The 21,555-nt window shown below is 70.9% G+C and carries 27 protein-coding genes and 4 tRNA genes; 12 read left to right on the forward strand and 19 right to left on the reverse strand.

Annotated features, from left to right (window positions below):
• Positions 1–21: 21 nt before the first annotated feature.
• Complete coding sequence (locus ACWEPG_RS24470; protein WP_450115577.1) at positions 22–480, reverse strand: RrF2 family transcriptional regulator; 459 nt, start codon at positions 478–480, stop codon at positions 22–24.
• Positions 481–585: 105 nt separating this feature from the next.
• Between ACWEPG_RS24470 and ACWEPG_RS24475 the strand changes: the two genes are divergently transcribed.
• The gene (locus tag ACWEPG_RS24475) at positions 586–660 is read left to right on the forward strand and encodes a putative leader peptide (protein ID WP_450115625.1); all 75 of its coding nucleotides are present in this window, start codon (positions 586–588) and stop codon (positions 658–660) included.
• A gap of 93 nt (positions 661–753) precedes the next feature.
• Positions 754–1,872 (forward strand): LLM class flavin-dependent oxidoreductase, encoded by a 1,119-nt coding sequence (locus tag ACWEPG_RS24480; RefSeq protein ID WP_450115578.1) that lies wholly within the window; start codon positions 754–756, stop codon positions 1,870–1,872.
• A 14-nt stretch (positions 1,873–1,886) separates the two neighbouring features.
• Here ACWEPG_RS24480 and ACWEPG_RS24485 read toward each other — a convergent pair whose 3' ends face one another.
• Positions 1,887–3,581: an alpha/beta hydrolase gene (locus ACWEPG_RS24485; protein WP_452595544.1), complete on the reverse strand. Its 1,695-nt coding sequence runs from the start codon at positions 3,579–3,581 to the stop codon at positions 1,887–1,889.
• Positions 3,581–3,928 carry a hypothetical protein gene (locus ACWEPG_RS24490; protein ID WP_450115580.1) on the reverse strand — a complete coding sequence of 116 codons (348 nt, stop codon included), beginning with the start codon at positions 3,926–3,928 and terminating at the stop codon, positions 3,581–3,583. The genes ACWEPG_RS24485 and ACWEPG_RS24490 overlap by 1 nt, the downstream gene beginning before the upstream one ends.
• Positions 3,929–4,083: 155 nt before the next feature.
• Here ACWEPG_RS24490 and ACWEPG_RS24495 point away from each other — a divergent pair, with 155 nt between their 5' ends.
• Entirely contained in the window at positions 4,084–4,992 is a 909-nt protein-coding gene (locus ACWEPG_RS24495) for a sterol desaturase family protein (protein WP_450115581.1), read from the forward strand.
• Here the strand turns inward: ACWEPG_RS24495 and ACWEPG_RS24500 are convergent.
• Both ACWEPG_RS24500 and ACWEPG_RS24505 read right to left on the reverse strand, forming a co-directional pair.
• Positions 4,976–5,659, reverse strand: a complete 684-nt coding sequence (locus tag ACWEPG_RS24500) for a YceI family protein (protein WP_450115582.1) — start codon at positions 5,657–5,659, stop codon at positions 4,976–4,978. The two genes, ACWEPG_RS24495 and ACWEPG_RS24500, sit on opposite strands and share 17 nt — an antisense overlap.
• An 83-nt stretch (positions 5,660–5,742) precedes the next feature.
• The gene (locus tag ACWEPG_RS24505) at positions 5,743–6,138 is read right to left on the reverse strand and encodes a hypothetical protein (protein WP_450115583.1); all 396 of its coding nucleotides are present in this window, start codon (positions 6,136–6,138) and stop codon (positions 5,743–5,745) included.
• 248 nt (positions 6,139–6,386) lie between these two features.
• Here ACWEPG_RS24505 and ACWEPG_RS24510 point away from each other — a divergent pair, with 248 nt between their 5' ends.
• Positions 6,387–6,824, forward strand: coding sequence for a DUF5994 family protein (locus ACWEPG_RS24510; RefSeq protein WP_450115584.1), 438 nt, complete (start codon positions 6,387–6,389; stop codon positions 6,822–6,824).
• Positions 6,825–6,973: 149 nt separating this feature from the next.
• Here the strand turns inward: ACWEPG_RS24510 and ACWEPG_RS24515 are convergent.
• Together ACWEPG_RS24515 and ACWEPG_RS24520 are read right to left on the reverse strand one after the other, a co-directional pair.
• Positions 6,974–7,064 (reverse strand) — tRNA-Ser (locus tag ACWEPG_RS24515).
• Between the two features lie 73 nt (positions 7,065–7,137).
• Positions 7,138–7,707 carry a dihydrofolate reductase family protein gene (locus ACWEPG_RS24520; protein ID WP_450115585.1) on the reverse strand — a complete coding sequence of 190 codons (570 nt, stop codon included), beginning with the start codon at positions 7,705–7,707 and terminating at the stop codon, positions 7,138–7,140.
• A 74-nt stretch (positions 7,708–7,781) separates the two neighbouring features.
• Here ACWEPG_RS24520 and ACWEPG_RS24525 point away from each other — a divergent pair, with 74 nt between their 5' ends.
• Positions 7,782–8,351 carry a TetR/AcrR family transcriptional regulator gene (locus tag ACWEPG_RS24525; RefSeq protein ID WP_452595545.1) on the forward strand — a complete coding sequence of 190 codons (570 nt, stop codon included), beginning with the start codon at positions 7,782–7,784 and terminating at the stop codon, positions 8,349–8,351.
• Between the two features lie 30 nt (positions 8,352–8,381).
• Here the strand turns inward: ACWEPG_RS24525 and ACWEPG_RS24530 are convergent, their stop codons facing one another.
• Positions 8,382–8,816, reverse strand: a complete 435-nt coding sequence (locus ACWEPG_RS24530) for a nucleoside deaminase (protein ID WP_450134203.1) — start codon at positions 8,814–8,816, stop codon at positions 8,382–8,384.
• Positions 8,817–8,854: 38 nt separating this feature from the next.
• On the reverse strand, positions 8,855–9,391 hold the full coding sequence (locus ACWEPG_RS24535; RefSeq protein WP_450115587.1) for a tRNA adenosine deaminase-associated protein: 537 nt from the start codon (positions 9,389–9,391) through the stop codon (positions 8,855–8,857).
• Between the two features lie 49 nt (positions 9,392–9,440).
• Here ACWEPG_RS24535 and ACWEPG_RS24540 point away from each other — a divergent pair, with 49 nt between their 5' ends.
• Positions 9,441–10,409: a prephenate dehydrogenase gene (locus tag ACWEPG_RS24540; protein ID WP_452595546.1), complete on the forward strand. Its 969-nt coding sequence runs from the start codon at positions 9,441–9,443 to the stop codon at positions 10,407–10,409.
• A 48-nt stretch (positions 10,410–10,457) separates the two neighbouring features.
• On the opposite strand, the gene ACWEPG_RS24545 is transcribed toward ACWEPG_RS24540, so the two are convergent.
• Complete coding sequence (locus tag ACWEPG_RS24545; protein WP_450115589.1) at positions 10,458–11,048, reverse strand: putative glycolipid-binding domain-containing protein; 591 nt, start codon at positions 11,046–11,048, stop codon at positions 10,458–10,460.
• A gap of 219 nt (positions 11,049–11,267) precedes the next feature.
• On the opposite strand from ACWEPG_RS24545, the gene ACWEPG_RS24550 reads away from it, so the two are divergent.
• The 3 genes from ACWEPG_RS24550 (at position 11,268) to ACWEPG_RS24560 (ending at position 14,128) form a co-directional block, all read left to right on the forward strand.
• The gene (locus ACWEPG_RS24550) at positions 11,268–11,789 is read left to right on the forward strand and encodes a hypothetical protein (RefSeq protein WP_450115590.1); all 522 of its coding nucleotides are present in this window, start codon (positions 11,268–11,270) and stop codon (positions 11,787–11,789) included.
• A 98-nt stretch (positions 11,790–11,887) separates the two neighbouring features.
• Complete coding sequence (locus ACWEPG_RS24555; protein WP_452595547.1) at positions 11,888–12,415, forward strand: hypothetical protein; 528 nt, start codon at positions 11,888–11,890, stop codon at positions 12,413–12,415.
• A 267-nt stretch (positions 12,416–12,682) separates the two neighbouring features.
• On the forward strand, positions 12,683–14,128 hold the full coding sequence (locus ACWEPG_RS24560; RefSeq protein ID WP_452595548.1) for a PepSY-associated TM helix domain-containing protein: 1,446 nt from the start codon (positions 12,683–12,685) through the stop codon (positions 14,126–14,128).
• A gap of 136 nt (positions 14,129–14,264) precedes the next feature.
• Here ACWEPG_RS24560 and ACWEPG_RS24565 read toward each other — a convergent pair.
• The 3 genes from ACWEPG_RS24565 to ACWEPG_RS24575 form a co-directional block, all read right to left on the reverse strand.
• Positions 14,265–14,337, reverse strand: a tRNA-Arg gene (locus ACWEPG_RS24565).
• A 50-nt stretch (positions 14,338–14,387) separates the two neighbouring features.
• Positions 14,388–14,479: transfer RNA gene (locus ACWEPG_RS24570), tRNA-Ser, on the reverse strand.
• An 83-nt stretch (positions 14,480–14,562) separates the two neighbouring features.
• Positions 14,563–15,279 carry a dienelactone hydrolase family protein gene (locus ACWEPG_RS24575; protein WP_450115593.1) on the reverse strand — a complete coding sequence of 239 codons (717 nt, stop codon included), beginning with the start codon at positions 15,277–15,279 and terminating at the stop codon, positions 14,563–14,565.
• Positions 15,280–15,349: 70 nt separating this feature from the next.
• Here ACWEPG_RS24575 and hisC point away from each other — a divergent pair, with 70 nt between their 5' ends.
• A complete protein-coding gene (gene hisC / locus ACWEPG_RS24580) occupies positions 15,350–16,432 on the forward strand; it encodes a histidinol-phosphate transaminase (RefSeq protein WP_452595549.1) in 1,083 nt (360 codons plus the stop codon).
• A 7-nt stretch (positions 16,433–16,439) separates the two neighbouring features.
• Here the strand turns inward: hisC and ACWEPG_RS24585 are convergent, their stop codons facing one another.
• Complete coding sequence (locus ACWEPG_RS24585; protein WP_450115595.1) at positions 16,440–17,429, reverse strand: alpha/beta hydrolase; 990 nt, start codon at positions 17,427–17,429, stop codon at positions 16,440–16,442.
• Between the two features lie 258 nt (positions 17,430–17,687).
• Between ACWEPG_RS24585 and ACWEPG_RS24590 the strand changes: the two genes are divergently transcribed.
• Both ACWEPG_RS24590 and ACWEPG_RS24595 read left to right on the forward strand, forming a co-directional pair.
• Complete coding sequence (locus ACWEPG_RS24590) at positions 17,688–18,503, forward strand: DUF5602 domain-containing protein (RefSeq protein ID WP_450115596.1); 816 nt, start codon at positions 17,688–17,690, stop codon at positions 18,501–18,503.
• A gap of 207 nt (positions 18,504–18,710) precedes the next feature.
• A complete protein-coding gene (locus ACWEPG_RS24595) occupies positions 18,711–19,067 on the forward strand; it encodes a hypothetical protein (RefSeq protein WP_450115597.1) in 357 nt (118 codons plus the stop codon).
• An 11-nt stretch (positions 19,068–19,078) separates the two neighbouring features.
• Here ACWEPG_RS24595 and ACWEPG_RS24600 read toward each other — a convergent pair whose 3' ends face one another.
• The 5 genes from ACWEPG_RS24600 to ACWEPG_RS24620 all read right to left on the reverse strand — a co-directional run bounded on the left by ACWEPG_RS24600 (position 19,079) and on the right by ACWEPG_RS24620 (position 21,477).
• Complete coding sequence (locus ACWEPG_RS24600; RefSeq protein ID WP_450115598.1) at positions 19,079–19,213, reverse strand: hypothetical protein; 135 nt, start codon at positions 19,211–19,213, stop codon at positions 19,079–19,081.
• Positions 19,214–19,226: 13 nt separating this feature from the next.
• Positions 19,227–19,505, reverse strand: a complete 279-nt coding sequence (locus tag ACWEPG_RS24605; protein ID WP_450115599.1) for a hypothetical protein — start codon at positions 19,503–19,505, stop codon at positions 19,227–19,229.
• Between the two features lie 153 nt (positions 19,506–19,658).
• Positions 19,659–19,746 (reverse strand) — tRNA-Ser (locus tag ACWEPG_RS24610).
• A gap of 50 nt (positions 19,747–19,796) precedes the next feature.
• Positions 19,797–20,231 carry a MarR family winged helix-turn-helix transcriptional regulator gene (locus ACWEPG_RS24615; protein ID WP_450115627.1) on the reverse strand — a complete coding sequence of 145 codons (435 nt, stop codon included), beginning with the start codon at positions 20,229–20,231 and terminating at the stop codon, positions 19,797–19,799.
• Positions 20,232–20,319: 88 nt separating this feature from the next.
• Positions 20,320–21,477: an alpha-hydroxy-acid oxidizing protein gene (locus ACWEPG_RS24620; protein ID WP_450115628.1), complete on the reverse strand. Its 1,158-nt coding sequence runs from the start codon at positions 21,475–21,477 to the stop codon at positions 20,320–20,322.
• Positions 21,478–21,555: the final 78 nt, after the last annotated feature.

Raw genomic sequence — 21,555 nt, forward strand, 5'->3', positions numbered from 1 at the left:
GCTCGGATCACAGCAGGTCGGTCAGCGGCGGCGCCATGCCTGAGGCTCGGCCGTCAGCTCGTCGACGAACTCCGGAAGGGCGCCGACCGCGATGTCCGCGATGGTGACCGCTTCGAGCACCGCACGCAGGTTGACCCGGACCGCGATCCACACGTCCCGCAGCGGCGCGGCCGCGCCGGTGTACTCGACCTCTTCGGGCCGTTCCCCCCGCACCGAGGCCAGCGGGCCCTCGACCGTGCGGATCACGTCCGCGACCGCGATCTCGTCCGCGGGCCGGGCCAGCCAGTAGCCACCGTCGGGTCCGCGGCGGCTGTGCACCATGCCTGCGCGTCGCAGGTCGCCGAGGACCGCTTCGAGGAATTTGTGCGGGATGGTCTGGGCGGTGGCCAGGTACTCCGCCTTGACGGGGGTGGTCGTGTCGGCGGCGGCGATCTCGACGAGCGTGCGCACCGCGTAGTCGACCTTCGCGCTGATGTGCACGCGTGTCCCTCCCTGTACCTGAAGTCGAGCTCAATTCCTACCATTTCGGTATGGAATAGCCAAGAACCGATTGACAGACAGGTCGTGCGCTGAAATCCTGTGCGCATGTCCGGCCACCTCGCACTCACGGTTCGACGCCACGTCGACCTCCTGCGCGTCGCCGGCGCTCTCTGTCGCTGATCGATCTGCCTCCTCTTCTCTCGTCGACCGGATCCTCCCGGGTACGGCGCTCTCCTGCGCGGCCCCGACCGCCACACCGCATCGGAAGACCCCATGAGCATCGATTTGCACTGGTTCCTGCCCACCGCCGGCGACGGCCGCGGCATCGTGGACAACTCGAACTCCTCGAACGCCGACCCGCGCACGGCCGGCAACCGGGCCCCCACCCTGGAGTACCTGACGCAGGTCGCCCGCGCCGCGGAGGCGGCCGGATTCACCGGTGTGCTCACCCCGACCGGAACCCATTGCGAGGACGCCTGGCTGACGACCGCGGCACTGATCCCGGCGACGACCCGCCTGAAGTTCCTCGTCGCCTTCCGCCCCGGCGTCATCTCCCCCACCCTGGCCGCGCAGATGGCGTCGAGCTTCCAACGCCTGTCCGGCGGACGACTGCTGCTCAACGTGGTGACGGGCGGCGACTCCGCCGAGCAACGCCAGTTCGGCGACTGGCTGACCAAGGACGAGCGGTATGCGCGCACCGCCGAGTTCATGCAGGCGCTCCGCGGCTCGTGGGGCGAGGCCCCGTTCGACTACACGGGTGAGCACTACCGCCTGGTTGGTGCCACGACCTCCGCACCGCCGAATCCGGTGCCGCCGTTGTACTTCGGCGGCTCATCCGCAGCTGCACTCCCGGTCGCGGGCGCGAACGCCGACGTCTACCTCACCTGGGGTGAACGCCCCGACGCGGTGGCCGCCAAGATCGCCGCCGTCCGCGAGCACGCCGAACGGGCCGGCCGGACAATCCGATTCGGCATCCGACTGCACGTGATCACCCGCGACACCTCGGCCGAGGCATGGGCGGTGACCGAGAAGATGCTCGCCGGCCTCGACCCCGACGCGATCGCCGACACCGCCGCCCGGTTCGCGAACGCCGAGTCGGAGGGACAGCGCCGGATGACCGCCCTGCACGGCGGCAGCACCGCCGACCTGGAGATCGCCCCGAACCTGTGGGCAGGGGTCGGACTGGTTCGCGGCGGCGCCGGAACCGCCCTGGTCGGCAGCCACACCGAGGTCGCGGACCGGATCGAGGAGTACCACGCCCTCGGCATCGACGAGTTCATCCTGTCCGGCTACCCGCACGTCGAGGAGGCGTACTGGTTCGGCGAGGGTGTGCGTCCGATCCTCGCGCGCCGCGGCCTGCTGGCCGGCGACCGCGCCCTGGTCCACGCCTGAGCCGTCCGCCCGGGTCACCGCCCGCCGCCGAAGACCCGTTCCCGCAGGTCGCCGAGCGGGGATCCGGGCACGCGGTCGGCGACCCCGCGGTCGGTTCCCTCCACCGTGTGCTCCGGCAGCCCCGCGACCACGGCGGCGACGTTGTGTCGGCTCGTGCTCCCGGCACTCAGGTAGTCACTGTGTCCGGTTGCACCGGAATATGATTCGCCGTCCACCTCGGCAGCCACCGTGGAAAGATTGGTGACCCCCGAGAGACGGTTCGGGTCGGTCCCGTAGGCCGCGAGGTCGGCCACCCGGTCACCGTGCGCCTCGGCCACGTAGACGTGCCCCGGGGCCAGGCCGAGATCCGCGACGGTGTCGGTGCCGAGCCCGGGCGAGCCGAGGAACACCGCGTCGTCGACCCCGGTGTCCCCGCGCCGCAGCGCCATCCCGGTGGTCGTCGACCCGTAGGAGTGTCCGACCGCGGTCAGATGCATCGGATCCGTCCGGGACGCGGCGAGACCGCGGTAGAACGACGCCAGTGCCTGGGCTCCGGCGCGCGCCGCCTTCGCGCCGCCGAGGTCGACGATCGCGTCCCGCACCGATCCCACCGGATCGCCCGGATCGATTTGCGGTGCACGGTAGTCCATCCAGACGACGGCCGCGACGGTCTCGTCGGCGCGATCGGCGGCGACGAGCTGGCGCGTGGCGTCACCGCGCAGCCCCTCCATCGACTCGGCATACCTCGCGAGGTCGTCACGCACGGTCGAGTTGACGCCCGGAGTGAACGCGGCGACGTGGTCGGCATTGTCGACGTCCCCGATGGCGACCGCGGCCCGCACCTCCACTCCGCCTCGGTAGACGAGCAGCCGCCGGTCCGGATCGGCGATAGCCCGTGAGACCGCGTCGATCTCGTCGAGCCGGGCGCGGACGGCCCCGATCTCGGCCCGGGCCCAGGAACCGGCCGCGCCGAAGGACTCCTGGTAGCGACCGGCGGCACGAAGTTCTTCGAGACGCTGCCCGAGTCCGTGCCGGTCGGCGGCGAGCTGGGCCCGGTTCGCGGCGTCACGAGCGGCGGCCGGGATGCCGTCCCGGTTGCCGATCCACCCGGGGTGCGCCGCGATCACCTCGCGGCGCTCCTCCTCGGTCAGGCGCGTCCAGTAGCTCGTGTTCGCTTCGGGCACCGCTTCGTTCGCCGGTAAGGCGGGTTCGGACACCGGTCCCACCCCGCCCCGTCGCAGCGCGTCCGCGGCCGCTCGGTCGGCCTCGTCCACGGCGTCCAGCGCGGCCGACAGCCGGGCGTCCTGCATGCGCGCGAGGACGGCGAGGGCGGCACCGACGACCGCGGTGGCCGGCACGGCCGCGAGCCACGGCGCCGCGAGCGCGGTCACCCGTCCGCTGTCGCTCACGCGCAACCCGAACACGTCGGCAGCGTCGCCCGCGACGGCGAGCGCTGTCGAGCGGGCCGCGACGATGGTGGCCGCGGCCGTTCGCAGCGCGGTCGCGACGTCGTCCAGCGCCGCGGAAAACTCGGTCGCCGAACGGAATTCGCGCTCGACACGGTCGAGGGCGGCAACTGCGGCCACACCCGTCCAGTCGGTGTCGTGGGTCCGCACGTGGGCGGCGCGGACGGCGGCGAGATGGTCCCGGCTCACCGCGTCGAGCGCGCCCGCACAGTCGGTGAGCGCATCCGGGGTCCAGCCGCGCAGCCGGGTCAGGGTCGGGCGCATCAGCGGTCACCGGCGGCGGGCCGCCAGTCATCGCCGGCGGCGGGCCGCCGGTGGTTCTCCGCGGCGAGCCGCGCGGCGGTGGCGGCGTCGGTGCCGGCGTATCCGGCGGCCGTGCCGGTCGCGGCGGCGGACAGCGCCCGGAGCCGCAGCGCGGTGTCCGCGACCGCGTCCGTGAGGGCGGCGGACAGCGGCGCGAGCGCGGCGGCGGTGTCCGATCCCGGCAGCGCCTCCGCGGCCGATCCGACCGGTCTCCCCGGATCACCACCGGCCACCGCGTCCGCGGCTGCCGCCAGCTCCCGCGCCAGCGCGACCACCGCGTCGGCGTCGACGCGCATCTCCCCGTCCATCCGGTCCCCCTCCGCTCACGTCACCGGCACGCTATCGGCGGGATCGGCGCGGCGGCGGCGCTGCACAGGGGCTTGTCCCCAGGGGAACCGGGCACCGCCGCATTGCGTCCGCCATTCCCTGGATCGCGGGCGGCCGACGGGTCCACACTGCTTGCATGTTCTCGGTGCCCGACCTGTGGAATTCTCTGCCGCAGCCGCTGCGTGACCCGGTCGCGCTCGCGATCCCGTTCTTCGTGCTGTTCCTGGTGCTGGAGTGGGTCGCGGCCCGCTACCTCGCCGAACCGGAGATCGACGAGGCCGGGCGCACGCACCCACCGAAGGGTGGCTACCAGGGCCGGGACGCGCGGACGAGCATCTCGATGGGGCTGGTGTCGGTCGCCACGAGCGCGGCGTGGAAGGCACTCGCGTTGGTCGGCTACGCGGCGATCTGGGCATACCTCGCGCCGTGGCACCTGCCGCCCGACGCCTGGTACACGTGGGTGATCCTGATCGTGGGCGTCGACCTGCTGTTCTACTGGTATCACCGGATCGCGCACCGGGTGCGGATCGTGTGGGCCACCCACCAGGCGCACCACTCGAGCGAGTACTACAACTTCGCGACCGCGCTGCGGCAGAAGTGGAACGACAGCGGCGAGATCCTGATGTGGCTCCCGTTGCCGCTCCTCGGGATGCCGCCGTGGATGGTGTTCGTCGGGTTCTCGGCGAACCGCGTCTACCAGTTCCTGGTGCACACCGAGCACGTCGACCGGTTACCGCGGCCGATCGAGTTCGTCTTCAACACACCCTCGCACCACCGGGTCCACCACGGCTGTGACCCGGAGTACCTGGACCGGAATTACGCGGGAATCCTGATCCTCTGGGACCGGATGTTCGGCACCTTCCGGGAGGAGACGCACCGGCCGACGTACGGGCTGACCAAACCCGTCGGCACATACAACATCCTCACCCTGCAGGGCCACGAGTACGCGGCCATCGCCCGGGACGTGCGCGCCGCCGACTCGTGGCGGCACAAGTTCGGCTACGTCTTCGGCCCACCCGGGTGGACGCCTACTTCTGCAGGCTGACCAGGAAGTCGACGGTGCCGGTGCCGTCGACGGTGACGAACCCGAGCGACGGCGGGGTGACACCGAAGTCGGTCCAGGTGACGGGAATGGCACCGGAGGCGATCAGCTCGTTCCCCGAGCGCAGCACCTCGACGTCGACGCTGACCGGGCGCGAAGTGCCCTTGAGGGTGAGGGTGCCGGTCGCGGTGACGGTGCCTGCGGTGCCGTCGGTGGGCACCGCGGACAGGTCGACCGGACCGTCGAGCGTGAAGGTCGCGGTCGGGTACTGCGCGGCATTCATCACGTTGCCGGTGAACTGGCCGTCGCGGCGGGCGCTGTCGGTCTTGACGGACGCGACCTGCACGACGACCTCGGCGGCGGTGAGCTTGTCGGACTCGACGGTCGCCGAGCCGGAGACGTCGCCGGTGGTGCCGACGACGGTGACGCTGGCGCCGTTGAGGATCTCGTGGACGGTGTAGCCGGCGGCGGTCTTGTTGGGCTCCGCGCCCGCGACCACGGTCCACTGACCGTTGACGTCGCCCTGCGCCGTCTGTGCGCCTTCCGTGGACACCGACGCGGCCGGGGCGTCGTCCTCCGCGATCCAGTTCCCGTACACCCACGGTCCTGCGACGAGCGCGAGGAGCGCGACGACGACGATTCCACCGAGAATCCACCAGCGCTTGGTCATGACGGCCAGAATAGTTGAGCTTTCAAGGTCGTGGGGGCGTCACGATGCGCGCGGAGCCCGAGGGGCAACCGGTGAGCGAGGTGTCAGCAGTTGTCGAACTTCCACTGCCCGTCCACGTATGTCCACGTCATCGGCGCCTTGCTGCCCTTGCCGTCGAACGAGGTCGCGACCACGGTGGCCGACTCCCCGTCCATGGTGATGGCGACCTCCTGCGCCCCGGAGAAGTCGCGGCCGGCGTATGCCGTCGCCGCGGCCGTGGCGTACTCCTCCCGGCCGAACTTCTCCTGGCACCGCGCGGACAGGTTGTCGTAGTCCGCGGACCAGTCGGCCTTCTGCAGGTTCGCGTACTGGGCGTCGACCGCGGCCCGCAGGCCGTCCTCGGTGGCGCCGGAGGAGGAAGACGAGTCGTCCGACGAGCAGCCGGCGAGCGCCAGCACCGCTGCACCGGCGAGGGGAATCACGATCGAAGCCTTGTTCACGGCCACATGGTTACCAGATCGACGCGCGCGTCACCGCCGGTCCGGGGAAAATCGGTCCCTTCGACGGACACTCACCGGCGGCGACCACGGTCTCGGCGCCTCGCGGGCGCTGTACAGTTGAGGCATCGGACGCACCGTGAACCGGAATTGACATCACTTCGGTCTGCACCGATTGGAAATCAACAGCCGATTCGCGGCTTCGAAGGAGCGTCGTCATGACGCCTTCCCGCATCCCATCGCATTTCGACATGGGACGACACACACCGACTCCGGCCAACCGGCAGCCGTTCGCCCCGACCACTCGAACCTCTCGGCTACTGCTGACCCCACGGGCGGAGCACCGAACCGCAGTGGATGGGGCCTGGTGGCCGTGGACCACCAATCTCACGACCGAACTCCACGATCTGGCCACCGCCCTCACGATCCGCCTCGGGCATGTCACGCGAATTGCGTTCGACTGGAACGCAATCAGCGTCAGGCAGCGTGGTATCGACGAGTGGGACGGGATAACGGTCACCGGCCCACTCCCCGGCCAACCCACGAACCAGATGTACGTCTTCGGGGACAGCGGCCGCCGCGTGGCACTCGTGGTGATCGCCGCAGGCACGGCCGCCGATTGCGGCTACGACGTCATGCGAGACGTCATCAGGGATGCCGAGGCGCCGTACAGTCGCCGCGCCGGCTAGGCATTCGGTCGCGCCGACCGGCCTGTCGGCGCGCATTCGGTGAGTCTCGCCGCGGCCTCGAGGGGTGGTCGTTCTCGCGTTCTCCCGACCAGCCCGACGGTTCTGTCCATGAAAAAAGCTCCCCACCTGCGTACACAGGTGGGGAGCTTTGGCGGTGGCGGAGGGATTTGAACCCTCGGACGGGGGTTACCCGTCACACGCTTTCGAGGCGTGCTCCTTAGGCCGCTCGGACACGCCACCGCTGGTGACTTTACCCGACTCGACCGCACGGCACTAAATCCGCAGGTCAACCGGCACCGGCCGACCCGGCCCGTCAGCGCCGCGGCGCGTACTCGACGACCTCGACCCCGGAGGCGAACGCACGGGTGTCGACCACGTCGAACACGACAGGGAGGTACGCGACCCCGTCGAACAGCGGAATGCCGGCCCCGAAGAGCACCGGATGGCGCTTGACGATCAGCCGGTCGATCTCGCCGGCGAGCCGGCCGGCCAGTTTGCCGCCGCCGCACAGCCAGATGTCCGCGCCGTCCGAGCGCTTCAGTTCACGCACCAACTCCACCGGATCGGCATCGGTCACCTCCAGGTTCTCGGCGTCGGCGGTGTTGCTGCGCGAGAACACGATCTGCCGCAGATGGCGGTACGGGCTGGTCACGCCGTCGGGCAGCCCGGCGGCGTAGGTGTTCCACCCCATGAGCACGGTGTCGAACCCGGTACGCGGCTGAGCGATGCCGAGATGCTCGGCGCCGTCGGTGGGGAGTGCGTCGGCGAAGCGCGCGAGGTCGGCCATGTGGTCGCCCTCGAGGATGAACGCATCGAACTGACCTTCGGGACCGGCGATGTAACCATCGAGGCTGGTGGCGACGTAGTACACGAGTTCACGCATTCCAACTCCAATCACTACAACTGTCGTGAATGACAATGTACAACAGGTGTCGTGGTTCGGCTAGCATGTTTTCCATGGCGCGCAACGACGAGCGTCGGCAGTTGCTCGCCGACGCAGGCCTGACGGTTCTGGCGAATCAGGGCGCTCGGGGGCTGACCCACCGGGCGGTCGATCGCGAGGCGGGCGTGCCCCTGGGCACGGCCTCGAACTACTTCCGCAGCCGGGACGAGCTCATCGCCGGACTGGTGGAACGCATCGGTGAGCGCCTGACGCCCGACGCGGACGTCCTCGCCACCCTCGCGGACAGGGAGCCGAGCCGCGAACTGTTCGCCGACTACCTGCGCGACATCGTGCGCCGGCTGACCGAGAACCGGGAGGTGACCATGGCACTCTTCGAACTGCGACTCGAGAGCACGAGGCGCCCGGAAGTCGCGGCGATGATGTCGGAGTGGGGACGATCGGGCTTCGAAGCGGACGTCGCATTCAACACCGCGGCCGGCCTGCCCGGCGGCGCCCGCGAGATCGCGCTGTTCCACTACGCCGTCGACGGGCTCCTCCTGGACCGGCTCACCACACCGCTGATGCCCGACACCTCGACCGACGAGATCGTCGACGCGCTCGTCGCGGGCCTCCTCCCGCGCTGAGCCCCACACCCGCCGACGAGCAGGTCGCCGTCAGCGGTGGGTGCGGAAGAAGTCGTCGAGCAGCGTCACGCATTCGGCCTCGAGGACCCCGCCGCGCACCTGTGGGCGGTGGGTGAGCCTGCGGTCGCGGACCACGTCCCACAACGACCCGACTGCCCCGGTCTTCGGTTCCCACGCCCCGAACACGACCCTCGACACCCGCGCCAGCACCAGCGCGCCGGCGCACATCGTGCACGGCTCCAGCGTCACCGCGAGGGTGGCACCCTCGAGCCGCCAGCCGTCCCCGTGCACCTTCGCGGCCTGCCGCAACGCCAGGATCTCCGCGTGCGCGGTCGGGTCGCCGGACGCCTCCCTGGCGTTCGCCGCCCGCGCGAGCTCGATCCCGTCGGCGTCGAACACGACCGCCCCGACCGGGACGTCCGCGTCCCCGGCAGCGGCGGCGGCCTCGATCGCGGCACGCACCATCGCCTCGTCGCGCGCGAGCGGCGACTGCGACAGCGTCACTACCGCGGCGCGGCGTCGAGTACCGCGGTCAGCTCCGTGCCGAAGCCGAGCCGCTGCGCGATCATCGTCAGCTGCTCGTCCGGGTACAGGTCCGTCTCCGCGAGGATCACACCGAGTACCGGTTCCGGCAGACCGAGGTCGGAGAGGACGCCCAGGTCGCCCTCCTCCCACGGCTCGATGTCGTCGAGGTCGTCGGGGTCGATGTCGGGGGCCTCGATGTTCAGCGCCTCGAGCACGTCGGCGGCGATGTCGTAGTCGAGGGCCATGGTCGCGTCGGACAGCAGCAGCCGCGTCCCGGTCGGTGCGGGCCGCAGGATGACGAAGAACTCCTCGTCGACGTCCAGCAGGCCGAACACCGCGCCCGACGCGCGCATCTCGAGCAGCTCCTTCTCGGCCTGATCGAGGCTGGTCAGTGCGGCCGCGGTCAGGGCCGTGCACTTCCATTTCCCGTCGTCGAGCACCACTGCCACACCGAAGCCTTCGAGGTCTTCGAACCGGTCCGAGGGGGCGTTGTTCCCCGCGCGCTGTGCAGCCATGCGGCAACCGTAGTCCGCGCGCGGCCCCTACATGAAGTCCGACGGGGAAATGTGCCAACCTATCCGGGTGTCTGCTGAATCTGCTGATCGTCCGGTGTGTGTGCTCGGCCTCGGATTGATCGGCGGATCACTCGTGCGGGCGGCGGCCGCGGCGGGCCGCACCGTGTGGGGCTGGAACCGGTCGGCCGACCCGGTCGAGGGCGCCCGCGCGGACGGCTACGACGCCGACACCGACCTGCAGACCGCGTTGACCCGGGCCCGCGACACCGGCGCCATCCTGGTGGTCGCGGTGCCCGAACCGGCGCTCGACGCCGTCCTGACGCAGGTCGCGGCGCACGCCCCCGACTGCATACTCACCGACGTGGTCAGCGTGAAGGGCGTGGTCCTCGACGCCGTCCGACGGCACGGCCTGGCCGCGAACTTCGTGGGTGGGCACCCGATGGCAGGCACCGCACAGTCCGGATGGTCGGCCGGGGACGTCGACCTGTTCCGCGGCGCGGTGTGGGTGGTCTCCGCCGAGGACGACACCGACCCGGCCGCCTGGACTTCGGTCGCGCGGTTGGCCCTCGACTGCGGGTCCGTGGTGGTGCCCGCCGGGGCCGCCGAACACGACTCGGCGGTCGCGCGGATCTCCCACCTGCCGCACCTGCTGGCCGAGGCGCTCGCCGTCACCGCGGCGTCCGGCGGCGACCTGGCGCTGGCGCTGGCGGCCGGCTCCTACCGGGACGGCACCCGCGTCGCCGGCACCGCCCCGAGGCTGGTGCGGGCGATGTGCGAGGCGAACGCGCAGGCGTTGACGGTCGCGTTGGACGAGGCCCTGGCGCTGCTGACCGACGCCCGCCGCGCCCTGGCCGACTCGGGCAGCACCGAGGCGCTGGTCGAGGCGGGGTACCGGGCACGGAGGCGGCACGACGACCTCGACCGCTGGGACATCACCGACATCGAGATCGGCAGCCCGGGCTGGGCCGAGGCCCTGAGGGACGCGGGCAGGCGAGGCGGAGCGCTGCGCACCCTGTGAGTGAATTTCACCCTCACCGGGGTGAGATCACGCACGGACGCGAAGCGCTCAAATCCGCTCGGCGAGCCCCGGGTAGTCGAGGATGAAGCCGTCCGCGTCGACGGTCACCGACGAGCTCGACACCGGCGACAGCACGTGGATGCCGTCGGGACCCGAGCTGTAGGTCAGGTCCGCAGGCCGCACGCTCAGGTCGGGCAGGTACACGTAGACCACCGGAACCTGGATGTCCTCGGAGTCGTGCTGCATCCCGAACCGGCGGATCGGCAGCGTGTTGAAGAACGGGCTGAGCACCACGTCCACGTCGAGGGCGCCGCCGAACGCGGACCGGTGATGGTTGGTGCCGTCCTCGACCATCCAGTACCCCTCGGCGTCCCGGCTGATCGACACGTGCCGTTCCCCGGCTGCCAGGCTGGCCCGCAGCGACAGGCGTCGGGTCACCCCGGCCTCGTCGGTGACGAGGTCGTAGGAGGCGCTGAACGCGGGGTGATCGGCGCACTGCCCGCCGATGATCCGGCCGGACGCCTTGATCCGGTTGCCCACCAACTGCACTCGCACCGACTCCATCCGAGGCGCGTTGTGTGCCCGCCACGTGAGAACCGCGGGCCAGACGGTGTCGGCGCCCTGAGCTGCATTGGTCACCTGTCTACGGTAAGCGACGTCGACCCGATCAGCAGCGGAGGCACCGATCCGCGTCCAGCGCGTCGTCCTCGGAGCGGTCGAGCACGCGTCGGCGGCGGGCGGGAGCGACATTGTGAACCACCCACGCCGTCTGCGGTCGGGAACCGCGAAACCGACGTGGCCGATAACACATTGGTCACAGAATGGGATTGATCGGATGACAGCCCCAGGAGGTTTTCGATGGCCGACAATCAGGAGATCTGGTCCGCCGAGGCTCGCCTCGTCCTGATCGAAGTGGCCGGCACCTACCAGCGCACCCTCACCTACCAGGAACTCGCCGACACCATCCAGGAGCGGTCCGGCGTCCGGACCCGGAACCTGCTGCAGAACTGGATCGGGAAGACCCTCAGCCGGGTCGGCGGGGACTGCGCCGACCGCGGTGAACCGTTGCTGTCCTCGCTGTGTGTGAGTGTCAACGGCACCGTCGGCGAGGGTTACGCGAAGGCGGTGCGTGCCACCTACGGGATCGACCCCCACGATCTCGAACTGCACGCCGCCGAGGAACGCCTGCGGTGCTACCGCCACTTCGCCGCGATCGACCTGCCCGCCGACGGCGGCGTCGCGACACTGGCACCGAGCGTGGTGCTGGCACGGGCGAAGGCCCAGAAGCGGGACCGCAGCCGCCGCCGCGAGCTGGTCAGCACCTGCGGCGAGTGCTTCCAGGTGCAGTCGCTGACCGGAACCTGCGGCTGCAGCTGGTGACCGAACGGGCGGTCGCCACGGTCGTCGAGCACCATCCGACGCAACCCCGGCGAACCGGACATTCGCGCTGGTAGCCGCGCACTTGTAGTCTTCGCGGCGTGACGACACGTCGGACGGCCTTCGCGCGGATGCGCGGCGGCTTCGCCGGCTCCGTGTCCGGCACCGTCGCCGTCGCCGCCCACGCGATGGGCGGTGGGGCTGCCCCCTCCGAAAGCGCCGTGGTGTTGCTGGTGCTGGCGTGCGCCGCCGTCGGCGCGCTGGTGTCCGCGGCCCGCGTGCGCACCCACGAACTGCCCTTCCTCGCCGCCGCACTGACGGTCGGTCAGGTCGTCGGCCACGCCGCGTTGATGGTCGGCGCCGGCGCCCATCACGGCACCCAGTTCACCCCCGCGATGCTGACCGCGCACGCGGTCGCCGTGTCGGTGTCGGCGGTCCTGATCCGCGGCGGGGGACGCGGCTGCGCCCGCGCCGTCGCCTCCCTGCGCGCGATCCTCCCGGCACCGTTCGCCACCGTCCCTGTCGATGTGCCGCGGACGCCGTCCGCCCCGCCCTACCGGCCGCGCCTCGAACGCTGGCTGCTCGTCGGTGCCCGCCTCGGCATCCGAGGGCCACCCCTCCCCGCCTGACCACACGAAACCCGCCGCCGCGGAACCGATCCGGGACGGCGCCCTTTCGCGTGCCCTTCTCCTCCACCGGGACTGCGACATCGACGCGCGCGGTCACGCAGCGCATCGCGCCCGCGTCCCGGTGGCATCCGACAACGCCCGGCGCAGCCGACCGTCCCGTGTCGTCCGCCGCCGCGGTGTTCCCGCTCGCCGCGTCCCGGCGACCGCTCCGGCCTGCGCCCGCGCGGATCAGCCGACACGACGAGCCGACCCGAATCGAGACACCTCATGTCCGCACCCGACATCGAGCGGGCCATCCCCGCCCCCTCCCCCGACGCCGCGCCGCCCGGCCGGCGGCGCACGCTGCGGCCGCTGATGATGCGCCTGCACTTCTACGCGGGGATCCTCGTCGCACCGTTCATCCTGGTCGCCGCCGTCAGCGGCGCCCTCTACGCCATCGCACCCACCCTCGAGCAGGTCGTCTACCGCGACTACCTGCACGTCGAGTCCACCGGCCCGGCCCGCCCGGTGGCCGAACAGATCCGCGCGGCCGAACGGGTGCGTCCCGACCTGACCGTCGCGGCCGTCCGCCCGGCCCCGGAACCGGGCGACACCACCCGCGTCCTGTTCACCGACCCCTCGCTCGGCGAATCCGAGCGGCTGTCGGTGTTCGTCGACCCGGCGACGGCGCAGCCGATCGGCGAGCTCGTGGTGTACGGCAGCAGCAGCGCGCTGCCGATGCGCACCTGGATCTCGCAGCTGCACCGGCATCTGCACCTGGGTGAGCCGGGCCGGATCTACAGCGAACTCGCCTCGTCGTGGATGTGGGTGATCGCCCTCGGCGGCGTGTACCTGTGGTGGGACCGCTACCGCAAGGCCCGTGCCCGTGACGGCGCGACCGCACGGCTGCTCACCGTGGACCGCTCGGCGACGGGACGCGGTCGCACGCTGGGCTGGCATGGGGCCGTGGGTGTCTGGATCGCCGTGGGTCTGGTGTTCCTGTCGGCGACGGGGCTGACGTGGTCGAAGTACGCCGGTGAGAACGTCTCGGAGCTGCGCTCGGCGCTGAGCTGGACCACCCCGGCCCTCGACAAGACCCTCGGCGCCGCACCAACCGGTACCGGCGGTGGCCACGACGGCCACGACGGGGCACCCCACGCGCCTGCGGACACCCCGATTGCGGGCACGAACATCGACCGGGTCGACTCCGTCCTGACCGTCGCCCGCGAGAACGGCGTCGAGGGCGCCGTCGAGGCCTCGATCCCCGCGGACGCGACGACCGCGTTCACCGTCGCCGAGACGCGGCAGCCGTGGGTGTTCGCCACAGATTCGATCGCCGTCGACGGCGCCACCGGTCAGGTCACCGACCTGCTCCGGTTCGCGTCGTGGCCGCTGGCCGCGAAGCTGACGTCGTGGGGCATCCAGCTGCACATGGGTCTGCAGTTCGGGCTGCTCAACCAGCTCGCACTGGCCGCGCTCGCGGTCGCGCTGGTGACGGTGATCGTGCGCGGCTACATCCTGTGGTGGCGTCGCCGCCCGACCCGCGGCTCGGATTGGGCGGTCGGAAGGCCCCCGCTGCGCGGCGCTCTCCAGCAGGTGCATCCGGCCGTCGCGGGCGGCGTGGCGGTCGCGGCGGTCGCGGTCGGCTGGTTCGTCCCGCTGCTCGGGCTGAGCCTGCTCGGGTTCCTTCTGGTCGACACCGCGGTCGGGCTGGCCACTCGCGCCCGCGCCTGACGTAAGCCCCGAACGGGCGGTTGCCGGCTCGGCACTCGGTCGAGTGCCACCCCCGGCAACTGCCCGTTCGGCAGCGACGTCCGATGCCCGGATACGCGACATCCCCGCCACCTGGTGGTGACGGGGATGTCGGTTGTGCGCCCGAAGGGATTCGAACCCCTAACCTTCTGATCCGTAGTCAGATGCTCTATCCGTTGAGCTACGGGCGCAGGTCTTCAGTTGTGTCGGTCCGTGAACCGACGGTGCCAGCAAGCTGACATGGCGGAAGCGAGAGGATTTGAACCTCCGGTCCCCTGTAAGGAGGACAACTCATTAGCAGTGAGTCCCATTCGGCCGCTCTGGCACGCTTCCTAGGCTCAGGTCCTTTCGAACCGCCGGGACGAAAGATTACACAGGGTCCGCTCGATTCTGCAAAACGGCTGGTCACCCCCGCGTTATCGCAGGTTGCTGTCGAACCAGCCGAGGATCCGCTGGTGCGCGTCGAGGATCGGATCGCCCTCCTCAACGTCGGGCGTCAGGCGCGGCGGCTCGTCCGCTCGATGCGCGAGGCCCGGGTAGCTGACCACGTTCGTCGCGACCGGGGCCTTCGCGACGGCGTCCCGCAGCGCCTCCACCTGTTCGGGCGGGGTCTGCGGATCGTCCTCCCCGTACAGCCCGAGCCAGGGCGCCTGCAGTTCGCGGGCAGCGTCGACGAGTGCGGGCACGTCCGCACCGAGCCGCGCGACGATGCCGCGGGCGGCGACGCTGACCGCGGCGCCGATCGGGCGGTTGGTGGCGACCAGCAGCGCCGCGGTGCCCGCGTCGTCGAACCCGAGCACCCCGACGCAGTCCGGGTACACCCCGCGCGCGACGAGCCAGTCGAACGTGGCGTCGAAGTCGGCGAACAGCGCGTCGCCGAAGACCTCTACGTCGCTGTGCGCCGGCTCGCGGTGGAACAGGTCCGGTGCGACGACCAGCCAGCCCTCGCCTGCGAGCAGCCGCATCAGGTCGAGCAGGGCATCGGACAGTGCGCGGGACTCGTACAGGACGACGACTCCGCCGCGCGCGGGTCCGTCCGGGGCGACGGCCGTCAAGGGCACTCGCTCGGGAGCATCGTCGCGCTGCTCCCCGCCGGCACGGAGGACCGCGCCGTCCGTGAAGATTCCCGACATACGTCCACCTTGGCACGCGGCGGGCGACCGCGCCCCCACCAGTTTTCCGGGCCGCGCATAATTGGACCCCGTGACCGCACGCATCCGCCCCGACCTGGCCGATTTCCCCGCTTACGTGCCCGGGCGCAGCTTCCCCGGCGCCATCAAGCTGGCGAGCAACGAGATCACCTCCGGCCCGCTGCCGTCGGTGGCGGCGGCGATCGCCGAGGCGGCCGCGGGCGCGAACCGCTACCCGGACAACACCAATGCCGTGTTGCGGGAGGCGCTGGGCGCGGCGCTCGGCGTCGGCGCGGATCGGGTCGCCATCGGCTGCGGGTCGGTGAGCCTGTGCCAGGAGCTGGTGCAGATCGCGGCAGGCACCGGCGACGAGGTGATCTTCCCGTGGCGCTCGTTCGAGGCCTACCCGGTGGTGACGAAGGTCGCCGGCGCCACCCCGGTGCCGGTGCCGTTGACCGCCGATCACGCGCACGACCTGGACGCGATGGCGGCCGCGGTCACCGACCGCACCCGGCTGATCTTCGTCTGCAACCCGAACAACCCGACCGGCCGGACGCTGAGCGCGGCCGAGATCACCGCGTTCCTCGACAAGGTCCCCGCGCACGTGCTGGTCGCGCTCGACGAGGCGTACTTCGAGTACGTGCGTCCCGGCGACGACGCGGGCACGCCGATCGCGGACGGTGTCGCCCTCGCCGAGGGGCGATCGAATGTCGTTGTGCTGCGGACGTTCTCCAAGGCGTACGGCCTGGCGGGCCTGCGGGTCGGCTACGCGGTCGCGGATCCGGCGATCGTCGCCGCACTGGGCAAGGTGCACACCCCGTTCGCGGTCAGCGTCGTCGCTCAGGCCGCGGCGGTCGCGTCCCTGTCCGCGTCCGCCGAGCTGCTCGCCCACACCGACGCCGTCGCCGCCGAACGGACCCGGGTGCGCGAGGCGCTGCTCGCCGCCGGCTACGAGGTGCCCGAGTCGAACGGCAACTTCGTGTGGCTGCCGCTCGGCGAGCTGGCCGCCGCGTACGGCGAGGCCAGCGCCGAAGCGGGTGTCCTGGTGCGCCCCTACGGCGTGGACGGGGTGCGGGTCACGATCGGCGACCCGGACGAGAACGACGCGTTCCTCAAGTTCGCGACCGGCACCGGCCGCGACCTCGTGCAGTCCTGACGGTGGCTCAGACCCGCAGCGCGCGGGCCAGCGTGGGCCACGCGTCGTGCAGGTCCTGCTGCCAGTACGGCCACGAATGCGTGCCGGTGTCCCGGTAGCGGAAGGTCGCGGGGATACCGAGGTCGCGTAGTCGGGTGTCGAACAGACGGGTGCACTGCAGCGCGGCCGCCTCGAGTGCGGCGCCCAGGGTCATCGCGCTGAGGCCGTCGACGGTCGTCGGATCGTCCAGCAGGCCCACGGCACCGTTGCCGGTGGAGACGTAGATCTGCTTACCGCGCAACGCTTCCGCATTCCGCATCGGATCGTTCGCCGCCCACGCCGGGTCGCCGTCCGGGCCCCACATGTTGTCGGCGTCGCCGCCCTTCCACGCGACGGTGGCCCGCACCGACAGCCGGGAGTTCGACTGCCCGTTGTCCGCGCAGCCGCTGAACGCGGCCACGCCCGCGAACCTGTCGGGGTGCCGGGTGGCCAGGTTCAGGGCGGCGTGCGCGCCCATCGACAGCCCGGCGATCGCGTTGACGCCGTTGCCGGCGAACCGGGCGTCGACGATCGGCGGCAACTCCTGCGTCAGGAACGTCTCCCACTCGTCGACGCCGAGTGTCGGATCGGGCCGCAACCAGTCGGTGTAGTAGCTGCCGGTCCCGCCGACCGGCAGCACCACGTTGACGGGCTTGTCGGCGAAGAAGTCGACGGCGTCGGTCCGCTGCGTCCAGGTACTTTCCCGGTAGTTCGACTCCTCGCCACCACCGGCACCGTCGAGGAGGTAGAGGGTCGGCCGTGGACCGGTACCCGGCGGCGGCAGCAGCACCTGGACCTGCACGGTCTCGCGCATCGACGGCGAGTGCACGAAGACGGCGGCGCGGCGGTCGGTGAGCATCGTGACGTGGTCGACGGCCGCGGCCTCCCGCAGGGACGGCCCACGGGGTCCGGCCCCGGCCGAGGGAGTGATCAGGCCGCACAGGACCACGGACAGAGCCAAGGTCGCGAGTAGCTTCATGAGCCCACCTCGTGCGGCACCCCGCCGGGTTGCGGACGGACCGCTGCGGGCCACGGTAGCGGATGTGCCGGGGGCCCGCAGTGCGAGACGAATCCCGTTGCCCCATCTCGTTGTCGGACGGTCGACCAGAACATGGCACCCGCGTAAGAAGATCGTTACCACGCGAAACTTCCCAGTTCAGAACGCCGTTCGGCAGGAACGTCCACCGATGCGGAGTTAGGATTGTCGCGCCGATCCCTCCATCAACCGAGGTGCATCATGCGAATTCGTCCTCGTTTCCGGTCCGCGGGCGTCGCACTCGCCGCCTGCGCGACCCTCGCAGTCGGCAGCGCCTGCGCCTCCGATCCCGCCGAGGCCGCGACCGGCGACACCCTCAACGGCCCTGTCGTGAACGTCGGCAACGGAAGCGCGCACTCGTACGTCACCGTCGGCGCTGACGGCACCCCGGCCGCGACCGGGATTCGGATGACGCCGGCCGCACTGGACGGGCTGACCACGGCCGCCGACGTGCCGATGCAGACCTTCCAGCTAGCACTGCCGCAGGGCGCCCCGGCCACGGTGTTCGACCACCTCACCCTCGACTGGAACCCGCACGGGCACGAACCTGCCGGGGTGTTCACCAAGCCGCACTTCGACATGCACTTCTACATGATCGACGCGGCGGCGGTCGGCGAGATCACGCCCATGCGAGTCGATTTCGTTCCTCGTGCATCGAATGTTCCACCGGCGCAGTACATGCCGACCGGATACATGGCCCCACCCGGGATACCGGCCATGAACACGGTGCCCGACATGGGGCTGCACTGGTTCGACGGCGCAGCGGGAATCGCGCCCGGATTCGATTTCCGGCAGGTGCTGATCGCCGGATCCTGGGACGGCGCCTACACGTTTCTCGAGCCGATGATGACCCGCGAGTGGATGCTCACGAAGCAGAGCGTCGACGAGCAGGTCAAGCAACCCGCGGCATACGCGAAGTCCGGCTGGTACCCGACCACCTACACCGTGCGCTTCGACGAACCCGCGAACGAGTACGTCATCGAACTCGGCGGGATGACGATGCGGCAGGCGTCCTGAAGGATTACGAACGCTTTTGAAACCAAATAGTTCTGGCGCGCTCCCCAACCCGGCACGGGCCACACGAGCGAGTCCGCACCCGCACCTCCTGACGCAGCAGGACGATAACGGTGCCGTCATTCGCTTTCCGGACGGCGATGACGGGACTACAGTCGACCCAACTCGTCTCGTTCAACTCGTCTCTTCGTCCGCAAGGTGGGGATCGCGATGAAGTCGATTACGAAGATGTCGGCAACGGCCCTGGTCGCCGGAGCACTGTTCGTCGGAGCGGGTACCGCGTACGCGGATCCGGCACCGCCTCCGCCGCCGCTCACGAAGCAGCAGGCCCTCGACAACATGCTCGCCGAACTGGGGCTGGGCTGGGCGCAGGGCGGTGCCGCGGGTACCGCGATCGGCGCGGCGATCGGCCTCGGCATCGGCTGCATATCGATGTTCCCGGGCAGCCTCGCCGGCTGCATGATCGGTGCCCCGACCGGTGCAGCCATCGGCGCCATCGTCGGCATCGGAAACGGGAACCCGAAGGCCCAGCAGGCCATCGAGACGTACATCAACACACCGGGCTAGCGTCGGGCCGCCTATCCGGCGAGCTCGTCCGGTCCGATCGGATCCTCGGCCCAGGCTTCCGTGCTCATCGCGGTACCCGAGCGCAGCCACCGGACGGCAAGTCCGGCGGCGACGACCACGGCGGTTGCTGCCACCAATCGCGTCATGGGCGCGAGCCTTTCACACGAGCGACGCGGGACGGTACTCGCCGTACACGCCGCGGTCGTCGCCGGCGAGGTACTGCTCGTGCTGGATCTGCGCGCGAGCAGCGAGCGCCGACGCCTGGGCGCGTTCGCCGTTCAGGCGGTCGCGGCGGCGCGCGAGGGCGGCGCTGCCGAGCTTGTAGGAGCCCCAGCCGACCACGCCCAGCACGATGGCACCGAGGATCAGCATCCACAGGCTCAGCACCAACACCAGAACGATCGCGGCGCCGATCCAGCCGCCCGGTACCTTGCGCATGTCCGCCTCCTGACAGTTCGGGCACCAGTGTCGCAGCGGCCACCGACAGCCCTCCGCGGTCGCGCGGGACACCCCGGCCGCGGCCTTCCCGGGTCGGCAACCACCCGAGGCCAACGAAAAGGCCCCGACCTGGAGATGCCAGGTCGGGGCCCTTGGCGGAAGCGGAGGGATTTGAACCCCCGTTGGTTTTACCCAAGCTCGCTTTCAAGGCGAGTGCATTCGGCCGCTCTGCCACGCTTCCGTGGCGAATCCTAGCCGCCGGGGGCGGTGTGGGACGAACCGGCGCGCGTCTCAGGCGTCGGGACGGGCGTCGAGCGCGGCGTCGACCTTGTCGAACACCGTCGCCACTCCGACGAGTTCGTCGGCGTCGAGCAGGTCGATCAGGTAGCTGCGCACGCCGCGCACGTGCGTCGGCGCCGCCTCGGCCAGTTTCGCCCGGCCGGCGTCGGTGATCAGGGCGAGGACGCCGCGGCCGTCCTCGACGCAGGTGCTGCGGGTGACCAGGTTCTCCGACTCCATCCGCCGCACCTGGTGGGTCAACCGGCTGCGGGAGGACAGCACCCCGTCCGCCAGCTCGCTCATCCGCACGGACCCGTCCGGCGACTCGGAGAGCATGACCAGAATCCGGTAGTCGGCGAGGGAGATGTCGTGCCGGGACTGCAGTTCCCGGTTGAGCACCTCCATCAGGCGCTGACTGCCGTCGATGAATCCGCGCCACGCCCGCATCTCCACGGCGTCGAGCCACCGGGGGGACGCGTCCTCCGCGTCTGCGATCTCTACTGCCACCCGGCCAGTCTAGTGACCGATCCGCCGATCAGTCGCCGCTCAGGATTGACGTGTCCAGTTCCGCGACCGACGCGAAGCCGGCCAGGCCGAGGGTGACGTCGAGGTCGGCGAGGAGCATCCGCAGCGCGTGCCGGACGCCGTCCGCACCGGCGATTCCCAGCCCGTACACCCACGGCCGCCCGTACAGCACCGCGTCCGCGCCGAGGGCGAGTGCCTTGATGACGTCGGCGCCGCTGCGGATCCCGGAGTCGAGCAGCACCGTCGCCCGCTCCCCCACCGCCGCCGCGACCGGGCCGAGCGCGTCGAGCGCACCGATCGCGCCGTCCACCTGGCGGCCGCCGTGGTTGCTCACCACCACACCGGACGCACCGGCGTCGACGACCGCGCGGGCGTCGTCGGGGTGCACGACGCCCTTCACCACGACCGGTAGGTCCGTCCACTCCCGCAGGCGCGCAATGTCGTTCGCGCGGATCGCGTGGTTGCCGAACATCGACACCCAGGTCAGCACCGCCATCTGCATGGCCTCGGTGCTCTCCTCCGGCGGACTGGCCAGCCGGGACCGGAACACCGGATCGGAGAGATAGTTTGCGATCCCCTTCGCTTTCAGGAACGGCAGGTGACCGAGTTCGAGATCGCGTGGCCGCCAGCCCATTCCGGGAGTGTCCGCGGTGACCACGATGGCCTTCGCGCCGGCGGTGGTGGCGCGCCGAACCAACGATTCGGCGACCCCGTCGTCCGACGGCCAGTACAGCTGATACCACCAGGTGTCCCCGGACACCTGCGCGACGGTCTCGATCGGGGTGGACGCCGCGGTCGAGAGCACCGACCCGACACCGAGTTCCGCCGCCACCGCCCCGACCGCGGCCTCCGCGGCCGGGTGCACGAGTTCGAGCACCCCGACCGGCGCGGTCAGCACCGGCGCGGCGAGCTTGGTCCCCAGCACCTCGACGCTCAGGTCCCGGGCGTCCGCCGCGGCGGTGCCGCGCAGCATCCGCGGCACGATCCGGTGCTTGTCGAACGCCGCCAGATTCGCCGCGGCGGTGCGTTCGGTGGACGCGCTGCCCGCGATGTAGCCGAACGCCTCCGGCGAGAGCCGCTGCCGGGCCAGCTCCTCGAGACCGGCCGCCGTCATCGGCAGTTCGGGCACCGCACCGCCGAGCCCGGCGAAGTAGATCTCGTTCTGCATGTTGCCGAAGTAGGTCACCGCGTGACCGTAGCGCCCGAAACGCCCCGCCGGGCCGGGACTGCAGTTGCTTGCGCGGGA

It is taken from the genome of Rhodococcus sp. NPDC004095, assembly GCF_053604015.1.

Bases quoted from the DNA above. Each gene is read 5' to 3' on its own strand.
- ACWEPG_RS24590 (WP_450115596.1), top strand. From the start codon at position 17,688: ATGCGAATTCGTCCTCGTTTCCGGTCCGCGGGCGTCGCACTCGCCGCC.
- ACWEPG_RS24605 (WP_450115599.1), bottom strand. From the start codon at position 19,505: ATGCGCAAGGTACCGGGCGGCTGGATCGGCGCCGCGATCGTTCTGGTG.
- ACWEPG_RS24520 (WP_450115585.1), bottom strand. From the start codon at position 7,707: ATGCGTGAACTCGTGTACTACGTCGCCACCAGCCTCGATGGTTACATC.
- ACWEPG_RS24480 (WP_450115578.1), top strand. From the start codon at position 754: ATGAGCATCGATTTGCACTGGTTCCTGCCCACCGCCGGCGACGGCCGC.
- ACWEPG_RS24620 (WP_450115628.1), bottom strand. From the start codon at position 21,477: ATGCAGAACGAGATCTACTTCGCCGGGCTCGGCGGTGCGGTGCCCGAA.
- ACWEPG_RS24525 (WP_452595545.1), top strand. From the start codon at position 7,782: ATGGCGCGCAACGACGAGCGTCGGCAGTTGCTCGCCGACGCAGGCCTG.
- ACWEPG_RS24540 (WP_452595546.1), top strand. From the start codon at position 9,441: ATGTGCCAACCTATCCGGGTGTCTGCTGAATCTGCTGATCGTCCGGTG.
- ACWEPG_RS24595 (WP_450115597.1), top strand. From the start codon at position 18,711: ATGAAGTCGATTACGAAGATGTCGGCAACGGCCCTGGTCGCCGGAGCA.
- ACWEPG_RS24510 (WP_450115584.1), top strand. From the start codon at position 6,387: ATGGGACGACACACACCGACTCCGGCCAACCGGCAGCCGTTCGCCCCG.
- ACWEPG_RS24560 (WP_452595548.1), top strand. From the start codon at position 12,683: ATGTCCGCACCCGACATCGAGCGGGCCATCCCCGCCCCCTCCCCCGAC.
- ACWEPG_RS24490 (WP_450115580.1), bottom strand. From the start codon at position 3,928: ATGGACGGGGAGATGCGCGTCGACGCCGACGCGGTGGTCGCGCTGGCG.
- ACWEPG_RS24485 (WP_452595544.1), bottom strand. From the start codon at position 3,581: ATGCGCCCGACCCTGACCCGGCTGCGCGGCTGGACCCCGGATGCGCTC.
- ACWEPG_RS24500 (WP_450115582.1), bottom strand. From the start codon at position 5,659: ATGACCAAGCGCTGGTGGATTCTCGGTGGAATCGTCGTCGTCGCGCTC.
- ACWEPG_RS24615 (WP_450115627.1), bottom strand. From the start codon at position 20,231: ATGCGGGCGTGGCGCGGATTCATCGACGGCAGTCAGCGCCTGATGGAG.
- ACWEPG_RS24585 (WP_450115595.1), bottom strand. From the start codon at position 17,429: ATGAAGCTACTCGCGACCTTGGCTCTGTCCGTGGTCCTGTGCGGCCTG.
- ACWEPG_RS24575 (WP_450115593.1), bottom strand. From the start codon at position 15,279: ATGTCGGGAATCTTCACGGACGGCGCGGTCCTCCGTGCCGGCGGGGAG.
- ACWEPG_RS24550 (WP_450115590.1), top strand. From the start codon at position 11,268: ATGGCCGACAATCAGGAGATCTGGTCCGCCGAGGCTCGCCTCGTCCTG.
- ACWEPG_RS24495 (WP_450115581.1), top strand. From the start codon at position 4,084: ATGTTCTCGGTGCCCGACCTGTGGAATTCTCTGCCGCAGCCGCTGCGT.
- ACWEPG_RS24600 (WP_450115598.1), bottom strand. From the start codon at position 19,213: ATGACGCGATTGGTGGCAGCAACCGCCGTGGTCGTCGCCGCCGGACTT.
- ACWEPG_RS24530 (WP_450134203.1), bottom strand. From the start codon at position 8,816: ATGGTGCGTGCCGCGATCGAGGCCGCCGCCGCTGCCGGGGACGCGGAC.
- ACWEPG_RS24535 (WP_450115587.1), bottom strand. From the start codon at position 9,391: ATGGCTGCACAGCGCGCGGGGAACAACGCCCCCTCGGACCGGTTCGAA.